Raw genomic sequence first — 15,902 nt, forward strand, 5'->3', positions numbered from 1 at the left:
GGAACGGTTATTTCCCGCAGCAGCGTTTGTATTTCTTACCCGAACCGCAGGGGCACAGATCGTTGCGGCCAATATGCTCAGCATTAACCACCGGCTGCTGAACCGGCCGCTGTGCAGCTTCCGTTCCTTCCCCATGACTTTCATGGGCCGCTTGCAAACGATCTTCCGGCTGCGTAACAATATTCACCCGGTACATATATTTCACAATATCTTCCTGTATATTGTCAATCATCTGCTGGAACATATCATATGCTTCTATTTTATATTCGATTAACGGATCACGCTGACCATAGGCTCTGAGACCAATACCCTCACGCAGCATATCCATGGCATCCAGATGTTCCATCCATTTGCTGTCAACAACCTTCAGCATCACCACTTTTTCCAGTTCACGCATGTTATCGGCTCCGAACAACTGCTCGCGCTCATCATAAGCCGCTGTTGCCGTCTGCAGCAACTTTTCCCGCAGTTCTTCCCGGCTAAGCTTACTCAGGGCTTCTTCCGTCAGCTTGCCCGGAGGTGCAAAGTAACCTTCGCAGTACTCAATCAACCCGCCATAATTCCATTCTTCCGGAAACAGTTTTTCATCGGCATACAATTCCATTCCCCGGTCAATCAGTTTTTCAAGCATATGGAAAATATTTTCCCGCATGCTTTCGCCCATCAGAATCGAACGGCGCTGCCCATAAATAACTTCACGCTGCTGGTTCATGACATCATCATACTCCAGAACATGCTTGCGGATGTCAAAGTTCCGTCCTTCGACTTTCTTCTGGGCCTGCTCAATCGAGCGGGTAATCAGGGAATGCTCGATGGGTTCATCTTCCTCCATTCCCAGTTTATCCATAATGCCGGCAATGTTGTCGGCACCAAACAGGCGCATCAGGTCATCCTCCAGCGACAAGTAAAAACGGGAAGACCCGGGATCGCCCTGGCGGCCGGCACGTCCGCGCAGCTGATTGTCGATCCGGCGGCTTTCATGGCGCTCAGTCCCGATGATATGCAGTCCACCAAGTCCAGGCACACCTTCTCCCAGCACAATATCCGTACCACGGCCGGCCATATTGGTTGCTATCGTGACCGCATTGCGCTGTCCGGCCTGAGCAATAATCTGTGCTTCCATCTCATGATATTTGGCATTCAGCACGTTATGAACAATTCCGCGCTGCTTTAACTGCAGGCTGAGTTTTTCCGACTGTTCAATCGAGGTGGTTCCCACCAGAATAGGCTGTCCCTTGGCATTTAGTTGGGCAATCTCTTCGACAACTGCCTTGTATTTAGCCCGCTTGGTTTTATAAATTACATCCGGGAAATCCTGACGCTGGACTTCCTTGTTGGTTGGAATGACCAGAACATCCAGACGGTAGATTTTACGGAACTCGGTTTCCTCAGTTTTAGCCGTACCGGTCATGCCGGCCAGCTTTTCATACATCCTGAAGTAGTTCTGGAAGGTAATGGAAGCCAATGTCTGGCTTTCCCGTTCAATTTTTACGCCTTCCTTGGCTTCAATGGCCTGGTGCAGTCCATCGGAGTACCGCCGTCCGAACATCAGCCGGCCGGTGAATTCATCTACAATGATCACTTCGCCGTCTTTTACCACATAATCCCGGTCACGCTTCATCAGCGCATGGGCTTTCAGTGCCTGATTAAAATGATGCGACAGCTCAATGTTTTCACTCTCATATAAATTCTGGACATTGAGCAGCTTTTCCGCCTTGGCAATACCGCTTTCCGTCGGTGCCACGGCATGGGCTTTTTCATCTATGGTATAATCTTCCGTCTCTTTTAATTTTGGCACTACTTTGGCCAGGACATAATACAAATCGGTGGATTTTTCCCCCGGTCCGGAAATGATGAGCGGCGTCCGCGCTTCATCAATTAAGATGCTGTCCACTTCATCGACAATGGCATAATTGAGCGGGCGCTGCACCATTTGATCGGCGTGAATCACCATGTTGTCCCGCAGGTAATCAAAGCCGAACTCGTTATTCGTACCGTAGGTGATATCGGCGGCATAGGCAGCTTTTCGTTCGTTAAAATCAAGCCCATGCACGATCAGTCCCACCGACAAGCCAAGGAATCTATAAATTTTCCCCATCCACTCGCTGTCGCGGCGGGCCAGATAATCGTTTACCGTTACTACATGAACCCCCCTGCCGGTGAGTGCATTTAAATATACCGGCAGCGTCGCCACCAGCGTTTTCCCTTCACCGGTGCGCATTTCGGCAATATTTCCGCCATGCAGCGTAATACCGCCCAACAGCTGCACGTCAAAATGCCGCATGCCCAATACCCGCCGCGACGCTTCGCGCACCACGGCAAACGCTTCCGGCAAGAGATCATCCAGATTTTCACCCTGTTCCAGGCGCCGTTTAAATTCAGCCGTTTTAGCAGATAAAGAAGAATCACTTAGCCCGGTAAGCCCTCCTTCCAAAGCATTCACCCTATCCACATATTTCATCATTCGCTTGATTTCCCGTTCGTTGTCGTCTCCAAAGATGTTTTTAAGAAACTTAAACAATTATTATCAGCTCCTCATACAACGCTTACGAATATATATAAACCGCATCCCATCCATAACTATGGATTGCTCCTCCGATACGCCGGTTATACAATACACGCTATTATAAAATTTTACCAGACTATCGACACTCTGTCAAAAACCGATCGCCATAAATTTAAACAAGTTTTTTAACCCATTTTTCTATTATTATACACCAAAACACCGATTTAAATAAAAGAGAAAGAGCAGCTTAGTTGCTGCTAAGCTGCTCTTTGCGGATACTTTCCCTGCTGGCGGATATTTCTTCATCTTCCGTCAGCCGTTCCAGTTTGTTGGCCACCCATAGGGGATTATGCTGTTTGACCTCCGATAACAACTGCGTTCCGTCTCCCAGCATGGCTTTAAATTCACCCCAGTTATACACACCCAGTATAATATGTCCGATAATACAAAGCGTCATCGCCAGGCCGATCCACAAATGACCGAATTCAATCCAATAGATGAAAACTTTTGGAAGGTAGGGTATCATTCCATATAAGATCCAGCCGCTGCCGGCTAAAAATGCTCCGCCCAAAAACATGACCAGTCCCATCAGTTTTTGCCCGGAATTCATTTTATCCATCGGCGGAACCGGGACTTCCTTGTGCAGCAGGATTTTTTGCGGATAACCGCCGCCTATTTTGAGCCATTCCAGATCGTTCTTCCCCCAGCTGAGCGTTGTCCGGAAAAAGGCGATAATCCGGTCAAACCCGGTAAGAACAAAAGTCATAGCCGACAGGCTCAGAATAGCCGCACCAATCATATGGATGCGCATAGCCAGATTGACAAAATCCTCACTGCCAGGTTTCAGCCAGATAATCACTCCGGTCGCAGCGGCCGGCAAAAAACCCAGGATCAGCCCCCAGTGAAACAGCCGGGACGGCCAGCAGTGTTTCAGTACACGGGCCTGTTCTTCCTCATGCTTATTCATAATCTATCCCTCCTTAACCTAACTTGGTCCGGTCTATATAAGCAGTATGAAACAATTCTTCGGCTAATGGTCCGAGCGGTTTCCCGGCAAACCGGTCATACATATCTTTCAAGGCTGCATTATTGTGGCTTTGCCGGACTTTGGCCTTTACGTCATCCCGGTAAAGCCCCTGCGTCCGCATCCGGATATATTTGGTGCGGTCCTGAATCAAATCGGTAGCCGCATAAGCGCCACTCCAAAGCAGAGCGGTGGCGACCCCCGCTGCAGCGATAAATTCCCGACGCGTAATTTTTACGGCTTTTTCCACATAATCATAACGTGCCATCCCTAAAACCTCCTTAATGCCACTCCCGGCACAATGTCCGACTGCCTGTTACTGACGGCAATCTTTTTTTACCGCATTCTTCCTGGTGGCGGGAACAAAAAAAGACGATGTATGCGCGGCACCGTCTCCATAATCCCGCCGGCAACACGAAAGAAACACTGATCACAACACTGTGCCAACGAGTTTATCTTCACCGGTTACTCTAAATTTACCGCGAAGTCTCTATTCATTTTTTGCTTGCAACTAAGCCCAGGGCAGCAATGCCTTATATTTATCCACCCAGGAAGTCCCCATCGGGTTAATCGGCTGTCCGCCGCCGTTAATACAGCCGCCCGGACAGTTCATCACTTCAATGAAATGATAGGGAGAGTTGCCGGCCAGTACCTTTTCCACCACCGGCCGGATATTTTCCTTAAGTCCGTGTACCACCGCCACTTTCAGGCGAATGTCCCTGCCGGTTTTGGCATCTTTCAGCACGACCTCGGACTCCTTAACGCCCTGCAGCCCCCGCACCGGCTCATACTCCAGATTCTCCATTTCCCGTCCGGTTATAACAAAAGAGGCGGTTCGCAGCGCCGCCTCCATAACCCCTCCGGTGACACCAAAAATAGTACCTGCCCCACTATACTGTGCCAAGGGATTATCTTCAGCGGACCACTCTGTTATTGCCGTGAAGTCGATATTCATTTTCTTTAACAATCGCGCCAGATCCCGTGTGGTAAGTACGGTATCCACATCCGGATAATCGGCGTTTTCGCCTTGCTTTCGCCAGTACTCCGCCGCACTGTGAAATTCCGGCCGCGAAGCTTCAAACTTTTTCGCCGTACAGGGCATAATACCCACTACATACATATTTTCCGGCTTTACCTGCCAAATGTCCCGGGCACCATACGTTTTGGCGGCCGGTCCCGCCATCATCATCGGTGATTTGGCCGATGACAAATGCGGCAAAAGGCGGGGATAATTCAATTCGGCAAACCGCACCCAAGCCGGGCAACAGGAAGTAAATTGCGGCAGCGGCCCCAGCGGATGTTCCGACGGTTCACCCAACAAATGATGCCGAATCTTGGCAACCAGTTCCGTACCTTCCTCCATAATCGTGTTGTCGGCCGCAAAATTAGTGTCAATCACCTTAAATCCGGCGGCTTTCATTGCACCATACAATTTTTCGGTAACCAGCGTACCGGGCGCCATGCCGAACTCCTCACCAATCGCCACCCGGACCGAAGGAGCATTGGTCGCCACAACCGTAATCCGCTTGTCTTTCAACTTACTGATCACTGTATTCACCGGATCGATATTGTCTCTTATCGATCCGAACGGACAGTTAATCAGGCATTGCCCGCAGGAAATACAGGTTTCACTGTTGATGCGGTGTGTCGTCCCGTATTTGCCTTCAATCGAATCCGTCGGGCAAAACTGCTTGCACGAATCACACCCTTTACACTTGTTCCGGTCAATTTCGATAATATTCTTTAATTCTTCTTCTCGTAAACCGGCCACTCCCACTCGTTATCACCCCGCATACTAAATAGCATACTACAACAGAAAATAAATCATTGCCATATTAATATAATGTATGAAACTTACAAGAAAAGGGAATACTAAATACATTATACATGTATTCTACCATAATTTCACAAAAAACTAAAGAAAAAATATTTGGAAAGGGACGACAAGCTGGTATGAAAAACCTGGACATGATGGCGCAGCTCGCCGATCTAAAAGATACCGACTATAAAAACACCCTGGCAATTTCCGTGCTACTGGAACTCTTAGTGGAAAAGAACATTCTGAGCCGTCAGGACTTCGCCAAAAAAGCCCGTGAACTGGAAGCGGTCACCCTGGCCGAAATCCTTTCCGCACGCCGCGGCCATTACACCGGCGGCAAGCAACGCGGATAAAGCAGACAAGAATCCCCGCGGAATCAATTCCACGGGGATTCTTTTTTCAAAATTCCGGCTCTATTAAACCATATCTTCCGTCTTTACGACGATAGATTACGTTAACTTCTTCTGTATCCGAGTTGCTGAACACATAAAAGTCATGATTAATTAGATTCATCTGCATGATGGCTTCTTCCACATCCATCGGTTTTACTGCAAACCGTTTGGTTTTCACTACGCCAAGGTCTTCTTTATCCATAGCCGCTTCATCCGTTTGGGCAGCTGCGGCAAACTCGCCTTTAAAAACCCCGGCGCGCATTTTGCGGGCAAGCTTGGTTTTATACTTTTCAATTTGCTTTTCCAGTTTTTCAATAACCAGGTCGATAGAGGCATACATATCAGCAGTAGCTTCTTCACCCCTAAGCAGCATACCATTGATCGGCACCGTCACTTCCACAATATGACGCCCCTTTTCAACGGTGAGGATTACAGTAATGTCTCCCAATGCTTCAAAATACTTAGTGACTTTGCCGACACGTTTAGCTACATAATCTTTTAACGCCGGTGTAATTTCGATGTTTTTTCCTCGTACATGTATTGCCATTTACCCCATCCCCTTTCCTGTGTCTTATAAAGTATTATTCCCCATTAAGGCAAAAATTCCTGTCAAAAAAAACTTTATTTGCCGGATTTTTCGCAAAACCGGTCAAAGGGCAAACGGCAGGTCTGGTAAAGGCACCGGAACTCAGGGATCGTAATCTAAAACCGACGTCTTGGGATGGTTGCGAGTCAGCAATTCCAGGATTTTATCAAAATTGGTCGACCGGAAAACCGGGATGCGCCGCAAAAGATATACATTGTCCCGGTCCGGACGGTTCAGTCCGGTCAGAACGCTGAAGGCCCCTTGATAACCGGCGGCCTGAACCGCCTCAAAAACCGGCAGGTTGTAAAAACCGCCGGGATAAGCAAAAAAGCGGACCTCCTTCCGCACGGTCTTTTCAACTTTTCTTTTGCCGTCGTACAGCTCCTGTTTTAATGCTTTTCTATCCAGACCGGTCAGATCGGGATGTGTCCTGGTATGGCTTTCCATCTCCCAGGTTTGCGCCACCATCTCCCGGGCTTGTCCTGCCGACAAACGGTCATTCCGGTCAAAATTCTCCCCTACCATAAACAACACCGCCTGAAAGCCATAATGCTCCAATATGGGATGGGCAGCCGAATAGTTATCTTCATAACCGTCGTCAAAGGTAATCACAACCGGGCTGTCCGGCAAATCGACCTGCTCTCCCCGCATATACGCATACAATACCGCAAGCGGGATGCTTTGAAATCCGGCTTCCTTCAGTGCTCTCATTTGCCGGTCGAATTCATCAACCGAAACCCCGAGTTCCGGCAGATTATCCGGTCCGTCACTAATATGGTGATACAACAGCACCGGTATCCCATTCTGATATCCGGCGGCAGCATAGCCCCCGGTGACCAGCAGCGACAGACAAAAAAATAAACCGATCAGTCCGCTTCGCAATATTGTCTCTCCTCGTGATAAAATATCTTCCTATGGTAATACGACCGCATCAAAAAACCCGGCATGCCAGCATGCCGGGGTTGGTTAACAAGATAATTATGCTTTAACGACATTAGCAGCTTGCGGTCCGCGCGCGCCGTCGACAATATCGAACTCCACTTGTTGACCTTCAGTCAAGGTTTTGAAGCCTTGATCCTGGATAGCAGAAAAATGAACGAAAACATCGCCGCCATCTTCTCTTTCGATGAAGCCATACCCTTTTTCTGCGCTAAACCATTTTACTTTACCAATCATTGTGAAACTCCTCCTAAAATAAACTACAGGCCTATCTGACCACACGTTGGATTATATCATAGATGGGTATATCTGTCAATGAAAAGGCCAGAATTCCTGTATCGCTTTCAGAAATTACAAAATTTTTGATAAAAAGGCTTTGGTACGTTCTTCTTTAGCCCCTTTAAAAAATTGTTCCGGCGACCCTTCCTCAATAATCCGCCCTTCATCCATAAAAATAACCCGGTTGCCCACCTCGCGGGCAAAGCCCATCTCATGCGTGACCACCACCATGGTCATCCCTTCCCTGGCCAGTGTTTTCATGACATCCAGCACCTCATTGATCATCTCCGGGTCCAGTGCGGAAGTGGGTTCATCAAACAACATGACCTTCGGACGCATGGCCAGGGCTCTGGCGATGGCCACCCGCTGCTGCTGACCGCCGGAAAGCTGTTCCGGGTAGACCTGGGCTTTATCGGATAAACCGACTTTTACCAGTAAATCCAAGGCAATCTGTCTGGCTTCCTCTTTGCTTATTTTACGTACTTTGACCGGTGCCAGCATAATATTCTCCAATACCGTCATGTGCGGAAACAGATTAAAACGCTGAAACACCATGCCCACTTCTTCACGTACTTTATTAATATTGGCCTCGTTCGTCAGAGGAATTTTATCAACGATGATTTCGCCTTCAGTCGGCTGCTCCAGATAGTTGATACAGCGCAGCAGCGTGCTTTTTCCCGAACCGCTCGGTCCAATAATCACAACAACCTCGCGTTCTTTGACCTGGACATCGATCCCTTTCAGCACGTGCAGTTTACCAAACTTTTTATGAACACCATTAATGCTTATCATCTATTTTGTACCTCCGCTCCAAGTAATCCACCAAGCGGGAAATAGTCAAGGTCATAATCAAATAAATAAACGCCACCGTCAGCCAAATCTCGAACGAACCATAGGTTCGGGCAATAATCAGCTGTCCCCGGCGGGTCAGCTCCTCGAAACCGATAACCGATACCAGCGAAGAATCTTTTAACATGGCGATAAACTCGTTGCCCAGCGGCGGAATAATCCGTTTGAAGGCTTGCGGTAAAATGATATACCGCATCGTCTGCGCCCAGGTCATGCCTAATGACCGGCCGGCTTCCATTTGTCCCCGGTCGATGGATTGAATGCCCGCCCGGAAAATTTCAGCCACATAGGCACCGCTGTTGATACTGCAGGCCGTAATCGCCGCAATAAAAGGATCAATCCGCTGTCCTACCAAAAGCGGTAAAGCAAAATAAATAATAAAAATCTGTACCAAAAGCGGTGTCCCCCGGATAAAATCGACATACACAGTCGCCAGTCCTTTAATCGCCCATATTCTGGACAAACGGGCTATCCCGACAAACATCCCGATAATCAGCCCCAAACCGACACTGAGCAGGCTGATCTGCAGCGTTACCCCGGCGCCCAGCAACAGTAACGGAAAGGAACGCACAATTAAATCAAAATCAAAATTCATGCATTTTCACCCTTGATCATATAATAAGTCCGCCTTCCATGCACACACTGCATAAATTATATACATTTGGTTTTAGGCATGTCAACTGTTTTTTGTCCGGCCCCTGACGGTAAAACCCGGCGGAAGGAAACCTTTCCGGCATTGCAGGATTGACTTTTGTCCGGTCTAAACGCCAACAGGAAGTCCGGCCGTTACATACCCTGTTTTTTACAAAAATCCATCTAAAAAAACAAAAAGGCGCAACGGAAACATTGCGCCTTTGCAATACGCTCTTCAGTCTTTCTTACTATGGTTTTTTGCCAAACCATTTTTCGTAAATTTTGTCGTACTCGCCATTTTTCTTCAATTCATCCAGAGCTTTATTGATTTTTTCGCTCAGCTCGGTATTCTTCTTAGCAGTGGCGATACCGTAATCTTCGGAAGTCAGCGGTTCACCCACCTGCTGCGCATCCTTGCTGCCGGCTTCTTTCATATAATAATCGTTAACCGGTTTATCATTGATCACAGCATCAACGCCGCCGGCCTTAAGCTCCATAAAAGCTTCCGGCGGGGTATTAAACTCGCGCACCTGGGCATCTTTTATCTTTTTGGCTTCATCGGCACCGGTTGTACCGATCTGCACGCCAATCCGTTTTCCTGCCAGATCGCCAAACCCTTTAATCTGATCATTGCCCTGTTTGGTAACAATCGTCAGGCCGGATTTATAGTACGGCTTGGAAAAACTGACTTTTTGGACACGCTCATCCGTTATGGTCATTCCCGAGATGACCACATCAATATTGCCCGCCTCCAAGGCCGGAATCAGACCGTCAAAACCCATGCTCTGAATTTCTACCTGCATGCCCATCTGTTTGCCGATCGCCCTGATTAAATCCATATCAAAACCGGCATATTCCTTATCGTTCTCCCCCTGAAACTCAAACGGCGCAAAGCTGGGTTCCGTGCCAACCTTTAGCACAGCCGCCTTTTCCCCGCCGCCGGCAGGCTGCTGTCCGCCGCAGCCCGTCAATCCCAGGGCAAGCAGCAAAACTCCCATAAGCAAATACGCAATCGTTTTCTTCGACAAATCGACCCCTCCAGTGATTTCGTTTATATACGGAACAAACCCGATGTTTATAATTATACAACTGAATGTATAATCAGACAAGACTTTCAGGTTAAAAAAACGTTTTTGTCCTCGTACAACACACCTCACCCTGAAAGAAAGGAAAAACCCGGTCGTATAAAACCGGGCCAACATCGATTGTACTTACTGGGCAGGCTTAGTGCCAAACCATTTTTCATAGATTTTATCATATTCACCGTTTTTCTTTAATTCATCCAGCGCTTTATTGATTTTTTCGTTCAATTCCGTGTTTTTCTTGGCCGTAGCGATACCATAGTCTTCCGAGGTTAACGGCTCGCCAACCTGTTTCGCATCTTTGCCGCCGGCTTCTTTAATGTAGTAGTCATTTACCGGTTTATCATTGATTACAGCGTCAACCCCGCCGGCTTTCAATTCCATAAAAGCCTCCGGGGCCGTATTGAACTCACGGACCTGGGCATCTTTTACCTTTTTAGCTTCTTCAGAACCGGTGGTGCCGATCTGTACGGCAATGCGTTTACCCTCCAGGTCTTTAAATCCCTTGATCGCATTGTCGCCGCTTCTCACCACAATGGTTAAACCGGATTTATAATACGGCTTGCTGAAATTCACTTTTTGGGCACGTTCGTCGGTAATGGTCATCGCTGAAATGGTAGCATCAATATTGCCTGCTTCCAAAGCCGGAATCAGACCGTCAAAGTTCATACTTTGCACTTCGACCGTTGACCCCATCTGTTTAGCGATGGCTTTGATCAGATCCATATCAAATCCAATAAACTCCTTGCTTTTTTCATCCTGGAATTCAAAAGGTGCAAAGGCAGTATCCGAACCCACTTTCAACACGGTAGCTTTGGCCGGTTCCGCCGGTTTCTGTCCGCCGCAGCCGGCAAGACCCGCCGCCAGGACGAAAACTCCCAAAACCAAACAACTAATCAGTTTCTTAGACAAATCGTTCCCCTCCCATAAATGAAAACCATAAGTAGGAATGGCCTCAGCCATTTGCTTATAATTATACATTTATGTAGATCAGCAATGCAATCCTTTTTTACGTTAAAATGGCAAAACAATAAATTTTATACAGAATACATGATTATGGGCATAAAAAAGCCTGGTTGCAAACAACCAGGCATCAAGTCTGTTATTTATCGTTTGGCATTAAAGCAGTCCCGGCAATAAATCGGACGATCATTACGCGGTTTGAACGGCACTTTGGTGGTTACGCCACACTCTGCACATACGGCTTCGTGCATTTCACGCTGAGATCCCTCGCCGCCCTCACGGCTTCTCTTTTTCGCATCGCGGCAGTCACGGCAGCGTGCAGGTTCATTTTCAAACCCTTTTTCCGCATAAAACTCCTGTTCTCCCGCCGTAAAGATAAAATCAGCCCCACAATCCTTGCACTTTAGAGTTTTGTCCTGGAACGCCATTAAAGATATCCCCTCACCCTTTTTTTGTTACAACCCGGGAATAGTTCACGAATTGTAAAGCCCTTGCTTAGCCGACCTGGTCTTTGACCCCACACTCGCCTGCTGGGAGGCCCGCTACTAGGAATTCAATCCCCTCACTACTACTCCTCTCGAACCAGGCGTTACCCTTAGATTCGGCAGGTCTTACTCCTAAGCCGCACCATGCTCAGAGCTTTTTTAAACTCCTTACGTGGATCGTTTCGCCTGCGACTGGCATCGACTTTCAACCACAGACCTAAGCAAGAGGTCTTCAACTACGATTATAGTTGCCAACAGGGAAAAAAGCAAGCATAAAATAGGGGTATATCACTAAATTTTTTAAACATTCGCAAATTTTCGAGAAAAGTCGTTTAGTGGGACATCCCAGACAACGCCCTTATGCAATTTACAAGAGCCATTCTAATATAAAATCCTTTAACCTGGATCTATATTAAATCCAGGTTAAAGGATTGCTGCAGTTAAGGCAACTGCGTTCTTACATCAAATTTGAATTACTCTTAATCCATTCGGTCGTTTTAGCAATGCCTTGTTCCAAATTAAACTTCGGTTGCCAATTTAGTAATTTTTTTGCTCGTTCATAATTACACAACAATTTCATAATTTCGCTTTGCGGGTGAATATGCGGCAAATGTTTAATTTTATTCTTATCCTTTACGATAAGAAGGGCTAAGTCATTGATGCTAATATCTTTTCCTAAACCGGCATTTACAATCTCGCCATGGACAGCTTCACTATAGCCGCATTGCACAACAAATGCTGCGCAATCCTCTACATATAGAAAATCCCGGGTTTGCGTACCATCACCATAAATACCCAGTTCTTCACCCGCCAGTAATTTTTTAATAAAAATAGCAATTACTCCGCCTTCACCGCCCGTTTTTTGAAAAGGACCATAAGTATTAAACGGACGCACAACAACAGCAGGCATTTTATAAGCATGCCAATAAGATAAAACCATATTTTCACCGGCAATCTTGCTGCCAGCGTAAGGAGATGCCGGTTTTACAGGATGCTGTTCCGTGATTCCTGTTTCATCCAATGCCCGGTCGTACACCATGCAAGTACTCATAAAAACAATTTTCGTTCCATGCTTCTTACACTCCTCCAAAACATTAAAAGTACCCACCACATCATTTTCAAAAGTGGTCCTGGGATCATCGATGCTATCCTGAACATTGATACTCGCCCCTAAATGGTAGCAAATATCGAAACACTTTGAAAACAAACTACTAAGTAGTGCGGTATCTTTAATATCACCGTATACATACTCCATAAATCCAGGATGTGTTATAAACTCTTCGATATTCTCCCGCCGTCCGTTGGATAAATCATCCAAGGCCCATACCTGATGCCCATCCTCTAATAATCGTTTAACTACCCAGCGGCCAATAAATCCCGCCCCGCCTGTTACCAGTACCTTCATACTATTTTCCATTCCTTTCCAAAACATGTTTTACACTTCTTATTACATCTTGTACATCTTGATTCGCCATTTTAGGGAAAAGCGGTAATGTAATGGCTCTTTCGTAAAACTGTTCACTGTTTCTACAGGTTACAGCCTGATATCCATTGTCCTGATAATAAGGATGTTTATATACAGGAATATAATGTACGTTAACGCCGATATTCTCCTGCAGTAACTCCTCATAAATCTTCCGGCGGTCACAAGAAAGCCTGTCCAGCCGCACCTGAATCATATATAAATGCCAGCCGGAATGGCAGCCATCCTGCTGATAGGGGACAATCAACCCCGGACAATCTGTAAATGCCCTGGTATACATTTCGGCAATTTCCCGGCGCCTTGCCAGGAACCTGTCCGCTTTTTTTAACTGACTAAGGCCCAGTGCCGCCTGAATATCCGTCATCCTGTAATTATATCCCAGCGCCTGTTGTTCATAATACCAGGGTCCATGGTTACCCTGCATCAAACTCTTATCTCTGGTAATACCGTGGCTTCTGAATAGCAGGAGCCTTCGGTAAAGCTCTTCACTGTTGGTGGTGATCATACCGCCTTCACCCGTGGTGATATGCTTGACCGGATGGAAACTAAAAGTTGTCATATCTGAAATACCACCGACCATTCTGCCTTTGTAGTCGGCACCAACGGCATGCGCCGCATCTTCAATAACAATCAAATTATGTTTCCTGGCCAACTCGGTAATTTTATCCATCTCACACGGCTGACCGGTAAAATGGACAGGAATAATAGCCTTTGTCTTACCGGTTATTCTTTTACGTATCTCTTCAGGATCAATGTTATAAGTCCTGGCATCAATATCGGCAAAAACCGGAGTACCGCCACAATACAATACACAATTGGCCGAAGCCGCAAACGTAATGGGGGTGGTTATCACCTCATCCCCTTCACCGATTCCGGCCGCAAAACAAGCCGCATGCAATGCTGCCGTACCATTAGCTATCGCCACAGCATACTTGGCCCCGACATATTGAGCAAATGCTTTTTCAAATTCGGCAATAACCGGTCCTGTTGTCAAATAGTCCGATTGCAGCACCTTAACCACTGCCTGCACGTCGTCCTCATCCAGCCATTGCCTTCCGTAAGGTAAAAATGTATCGCGCACGGTTGATTCACCCCTTAATTAGCCTCTAGACTTTGAATAATCCTATTAACGATTCGTTCCGTTCCTTTTCCATCAACCAAGCTTTGCCCTTTGCAGCTCATGTCTTTGCGCTGCTGAACGGCGTTTATCAAGGTCAGCAAGCCATCCATAAACGCATTATCAGTCAGCCGGTCATGCCAGCCTAAATTATGTATATAGCCCAACTCAGCCATTTTTTGAACAATAAATTCCTGGTTATCCGCCATAATAAAGGCCATGACCGGAGTACCGCAAGCGGCAAATTCATATAACGAACTTCCCCCGGCGGAAATCGCCAAATCAGATCGCAGCATAAGGGGGGAAATTTCTGAGTAAACAATCTCTGGAAATTCATGAATTATCGCCGAATTGGCAAAAAGAAACACATTCTCATGGCTGTGTTGCAAGCTTATTAGATCGTTTATATTAGCAAAGCCGCCGCCCACCAGCACATTAAATCGTAAGGTGCGGCATTGTTCGTGCTGCAACATAACCCTGAGCAGTCTTGTTGTTATATGATAAGGATCCGATCCACCGGTAGTCAACATAATTTCCTGAACTTGCTCATTCACAATCCGTACCGGCAAGTGACTAAACTCCGAACGAATCATATTATAACAGGGTCCCAGTAATAACAATTGTTGCTCGTTATACTTCCGGTATGTAAGATACTTCCCTGTAATATTGCCATTGACAATGATGTCCGCCGGATAGGGAAAAGCGTTGATATCATCTACATATACTAAACGTTTGACATGTGGCTTAAGTGTCCTAAAATACTCTTCGTTCACGTGATAAGAATCAATGATCAGAATATCGATCTTATCATCAGATAATATATCGATCATTTTACACGTTTCAGCCAAACGCTCTGCATCACCAAAAAAAGAGCATTTTGTAGCCTGCTCTACCAAAGGCAACCGGATAACTGCAAATTGATCAAGCCCGATTCTTTCTATACCTTCGTCCAGCTTACTGATAAAAGAGACCCTATGCCCTCCTTGCCTAAAGGCATTGGCCAGTGACAAACAGCGCATGATATGACCCATACCGATTTGTTTCCCGCCGTCAGCTCTGATCGCAATATTTAAGATTTGGCTTCCCATTTTATTTCTATTCATCTTCTGCTTTTGCAATCTTTAAAATATATTTTTGATTGTTTATCCGAAAAAATAATGGATATCTTTCATTATCCACGATCCGCATGAGATTAAACTGTTCAGCTATTGATTTATTTATATCCAATTCACTGTCGCTAGGAGTCCTCCGTCGATAAAAACCTTCTTCTCCTTCTTGGGCCATACCCACCATTGGATATGAACTCACATATTTAACAGCCATTTCCAAAATCTTATCTGCAAGCTTTTCTCTTAATTCCGTCAACAATTCATCCCCATTAAACACAACCTTATCTTTCATGTATACTTTTCCACTGTCGACTTTTGTGTTTGCTTCAAATAAGGAAAGAACGACTTCATTAATTCCTTGCAAAATTCGCCAGGTCATCGGAGACCAGCCTTTTTCTTTCGGTAAATCACCGGCATGAATTACGATGTTGCTTTTATGTAATGTTAACTGTTCTGCTGTATAGATGTTTTCACAACTTAATAAAAAAGCAATATCTCCTTCCCGCTGGTCCAAAGATGAACAAAATTCGACTTCATGTTCGCCCTTAAGTCTCTGGCATAATTTTCTGCCATACTCAATAAACCAACTATCCGGCGAGTCTACAATAACTGAAATCCTCACAATGGCACCTGCTC

Annotated in this window: 17 protein-coding genes; 1 reads left to right on the forward strand and 16 read right to left on the reverse strand. The window is 46.3% G+C overall.

Features of this window, described 5'->3' with window-relative positions:
* Nucleotides 1-7: 7 nt before the first annotated feature.
* From secA to P22_RS02380, 4 genes are all read right to left on the reverse strand, one after another.
* A complete protein-coding gene (gene secA / locus P22_RS02365; RefSeq protein WP_054258607.1) occupies nucleotides 8-2,521 on the reverse strand; it encodes a preprotein translocase subunit SecA in 2,514 nt (837 codons plus the stop codon).
* A 232-nt stretch (nucleotides 2,522-2,753) separates the two neighbouring features.
* A complete protein-coding gene (locus P22_RS02370) occupies nucleotides 2,754-3,473 on the reverse strand; it encodes a cytochrome b/b6 domain-containing protein (protein WP_054258608.1) in 720 nt (239 codons plus the stop codon).
* A 13-nt stretch (nucleotides 3,474-3,486) separates the two neighbouring features.
* Nucleotides 3,487-3,798 (reverse strand): iron hydrogenase small subunit, encoded by a 312-nt coding sequence (locus tag P22_RS02375; RefSeq protein ID WP_054258609.1) that lies wholly within the window; start codon nucleotides 3,796-3,798, stop codon nucleotides 3,487-3,489.
* 243 nt (nucleotides 3,799-4,041) lie between these two features.
* A complete protein-coding gene (locus P22_RS02380) occupies nucleotides 4,042-5,307 on the reverse strand; it encodes a [FeFe] hydrogenase, group A (RefSeq protein WP_216598014.1) in 1,266 nt (421 codons plus the stop codon).
* A gap of 176 nt (nucleotides 5,308-5,483) precedes the next feature.
* Between P22_RS02380 and P22_RS02385 the strand changes: the two genes are divergently transcribed.
* Nucleotides 5,484-5,702 (forward strand): hypothetical protein, encoded by a 219-nt coding sequence (locus P22_RS02385; protein ID WP_054258801.1) that lies wholly within the window; start codon nucleotides 5,484-5,486, stop codon nucleotides 5,700-5,702.
* Nucleotides 5,703-5,748: 46 nt separating this feature from the next.
* On the opposite strand, the gene hpf is transcribed toward P22_RS02385, so the two are convergent.
* The 12 genes from hpf to P22_RS02450 all read right to left on the reverse strand — a co-directional run bounded on the left by hpf (nucleotide 5,749) and on the right by P22_RS02450 (nucleotide 15,888).
* Nucleotides 5,749-6,288, reverse strand: coding sequence for a ribosome hibernation-promoting factor, HPF/YfiA family (gene hpf / locus P22_RS02390; RefSeq protein ID WP_054258610.1), 540 nt, complete (start codon nucleotides 6,286-6,288; stop codon nucleotides 5,749-5,751).
* A gap of 141 nt (nucleotides 6,289-6,429) precedes the next feature.
* A complete protein-coding gene (locus P22_RS02395) occupies nucleotides 6,430-7,209 on the reverse strand; it encodes a polysaccharide deacetylase family protein (RefSeq protein ID WP_054258611.1) in 780 nt (259 codons plus the stop codon).
* A 96-nt stretch (nucleotides 7,210-7,305) separates the two neighbouring features.
* Nucleotides 7,306-7,503, reverse strand: a complete 198-nt coding sequence (locus tag P22_RS02400) for a cold shock domain-containing protein (RefSeq protein WP_054258612.1) — start codon at nucleotides 7,501-7,503, stop codon at nucleotides 7,306-7,308.
* 114 nt (nucleotides 7,504-7,617) lie between these two features.
* Nucleotides 7,618-8,337, reverse strand: coding sequence for an amino acid ABC transporter ATP-binding protein (locus P22_RS02405; RefSeq protein ID WP_054258613.1), 720 nt, complete (start codon nucleotides 8,335-8,337; stop codon nucleotides 7,618-7,620).
* On the reverse strand, nucleotides 8,324-8,989 hold the full coding sequence (locus tag P22_RS02410; protein ID WP_054258614.1) for an amino acid ABC transporter permease: 666 nt from the start codon (nucleotides 8,987-8,989) through the stop codon (nucleotides 8,324-8,326). Before P22_RS02410 ends, P22_RS02405 begins: the two co-directional genes overlap by 14 nt.
* Before the next feature lie 286 nt (nucleotides 8,990-9,275).
* Nucleotides 9,276-10,055 carry a basic amino acid ABC transporter substrate-binding protein gene (locus P22_RS02420; RefSeq protein ID WP_054258616.1) on the reverse strand — a complete coding sequence of 260 codons (780 nt, stop codon included), beginning with the start codon at nucleotides 10,053-10,055 and terminating at the stop codon, nucleotides 9,276-9,278.
* A gap of 183 nt (nucleotides 10,056-10,238) precedes the next feature.
* The gene (locus P22_RS02425) at nucleotides 10,239-11,021 is read right to left on the reverse strand and encodes a basic amino acid ABC transporter substrate-binding protein (protein WP_054258617.1); all 783 of its coding nucleotides are present in this window, start codon (nucleotides 11,019-11,021) and stop codon (nucleotides 10,239-10,241) included.
* A gap of 194 nt (nucleotides 11,022-11,215) precedes the next feature.
* The gene (locus P22_RS02430; RefSeq protein WP_054258618.1) at nucleotides 11,216-11,500 is read right to left on the reverse strand and encodes a zinc-ribbon domain containing protein; all 285 of its coding nucleotides are present in this window, start codon (nucleotides 11,498-11,500) and stop codon (nucleotides 11,216-11,218) included.
* A gap of 514 nt (nucleotides 11,501-12,014) precedes the next feature.
* A complete protein-coding gene (locus P22_RS02435; protein ID WP_216598015.1) occupies nucleotides 12,015-12,989 on the reverse strand; it encodes a dTDP-glucose 4,6-dehydratase in 975 nt (324 codons plus the stop codon).
* A complete protein-coding gene (gene pseC, locus P22_RS02440) occupies nucleotides 12,964-14,121 on the reverse strand; it encodes a UDP-4-amino-4,6-dideoxy-N-acetyl-beta-L-altrosamine transaminase (RefSeq protein WP_054258619.1) in 1,158 nt (385 codons plus the stop codon). Before pseC ends, P22_RS02435 begins: the two co-directional genes overlap by 26 nt.
* Nucleotides 14,122-14,135: 14 nt before the next feature.
* Nucleotides 14,136-15,260, reverse strand: a complete 1,125-nt coding sequence (gene pseG, locus P22_RS02445; RefSeq protein ID WP_216598016.1) for a UDP-2,4-diacetamido-2,4,6-trideoxy-beta-L-altropyranose hydrolase — start codon at nucleotides 15,258-15,260, stop codon at nucleotides 14,136-14,138.
* Entirely contained in the window at nucleotides 15,253-15,888 is a 636-nt protein-coding gene (locus P22_RS02450) for a formyltransferase family protein (RefSeq protein WP_054258620.1), read from the reverse strand. The genes pseG and P22_RS02450 overlap by 8 nt, the downstream gene beginning before the upstream one ends.
* Nucleotides 15,889-15,902: the final 14 nt, after the last annotated feature.

Source organism: Propionispora sp. 2/2-37 (assembly GCF_001298735.1).
In the GTDB taxonomy this organism is placed as follows: domain Bacteria; phylum Bacillota; class Negativicutes; order Propionisporales; family Propionisporaceae; genus Propionispora.

Excerpts from the sequence above, each read along its gene's own strand:
- P22_RS02370 (WP_054258608.1), bottom strand. The coding sequence starts at position 3,473 with ATGAATAAGCATGAGGAAGAACAGGCCCGTGTACTGAAACACTGCTGG.
- P22_RS02375 (WP_054258609.1), bottom strand. The coding sequence starts at position 3,798 with ATGGCACGTTATGATTATGTGGAAAAAGCCGTAAAAATTACGCGTCGG.
- P22_RS02385 (WP_054258801.1), top strand. The coding sequence starts at position 5,484 with ATGAAAAACCTGGACATGATGGCGCAGCTCGCCGATCTAAAAGATACC.
- hpf (WP_054258610.1), bottom strand. The coding sequence starts at position 6,288 with ATGGCAATACATGTACGAGGAAAAAACATCGAAATTACACCGGCGTTA.
- P22_RS02400 (WP_054258612.1), bottom strand. The coding sequence starts at position 7,503 with ATGATTGGTAAAGTAAAATGGTTTAGCGCAGAAAAAGGGTATGGCTTC.
- P22_RS02405 (WP_054258613.1), bottom strand. The coding sequence starts at position 8,337 with ATGATAAGCATTAATGGTGTTCATAAAAAGTTTGGTAAACTGCACGTG.
- P22_RS02410 (WP_054258614.1), bottom strand. The coding sequence starts at position 8,989 with ATGAATTTTGATTTTGATTTAATTGTGCGTTCCTTTCCGTTACTGTTG.
- P22_RS02430 (WP_054258618.1), bottom strand. The coding sequence starts at position 11,500 with ATGGCGTTCCAGGACAAAACTCTAAAGTGCAAGGATTGTGGGGCTGAT.
- P22_RS02435 (WP_216598015.1), bottom strand. The coding sequence starts at position 12,989 with ATGTTTTGGAAAGGAATGGAAAATAGTATGAAGGTACTGGTAACAGGC.
- pseG (WP_216598016.1), bottom strand. The coding sequence starts at position 15,260 with ATGAATAGAAATAAAATGGGAAGCCAAATCTTAAATATTGCGATCAGA.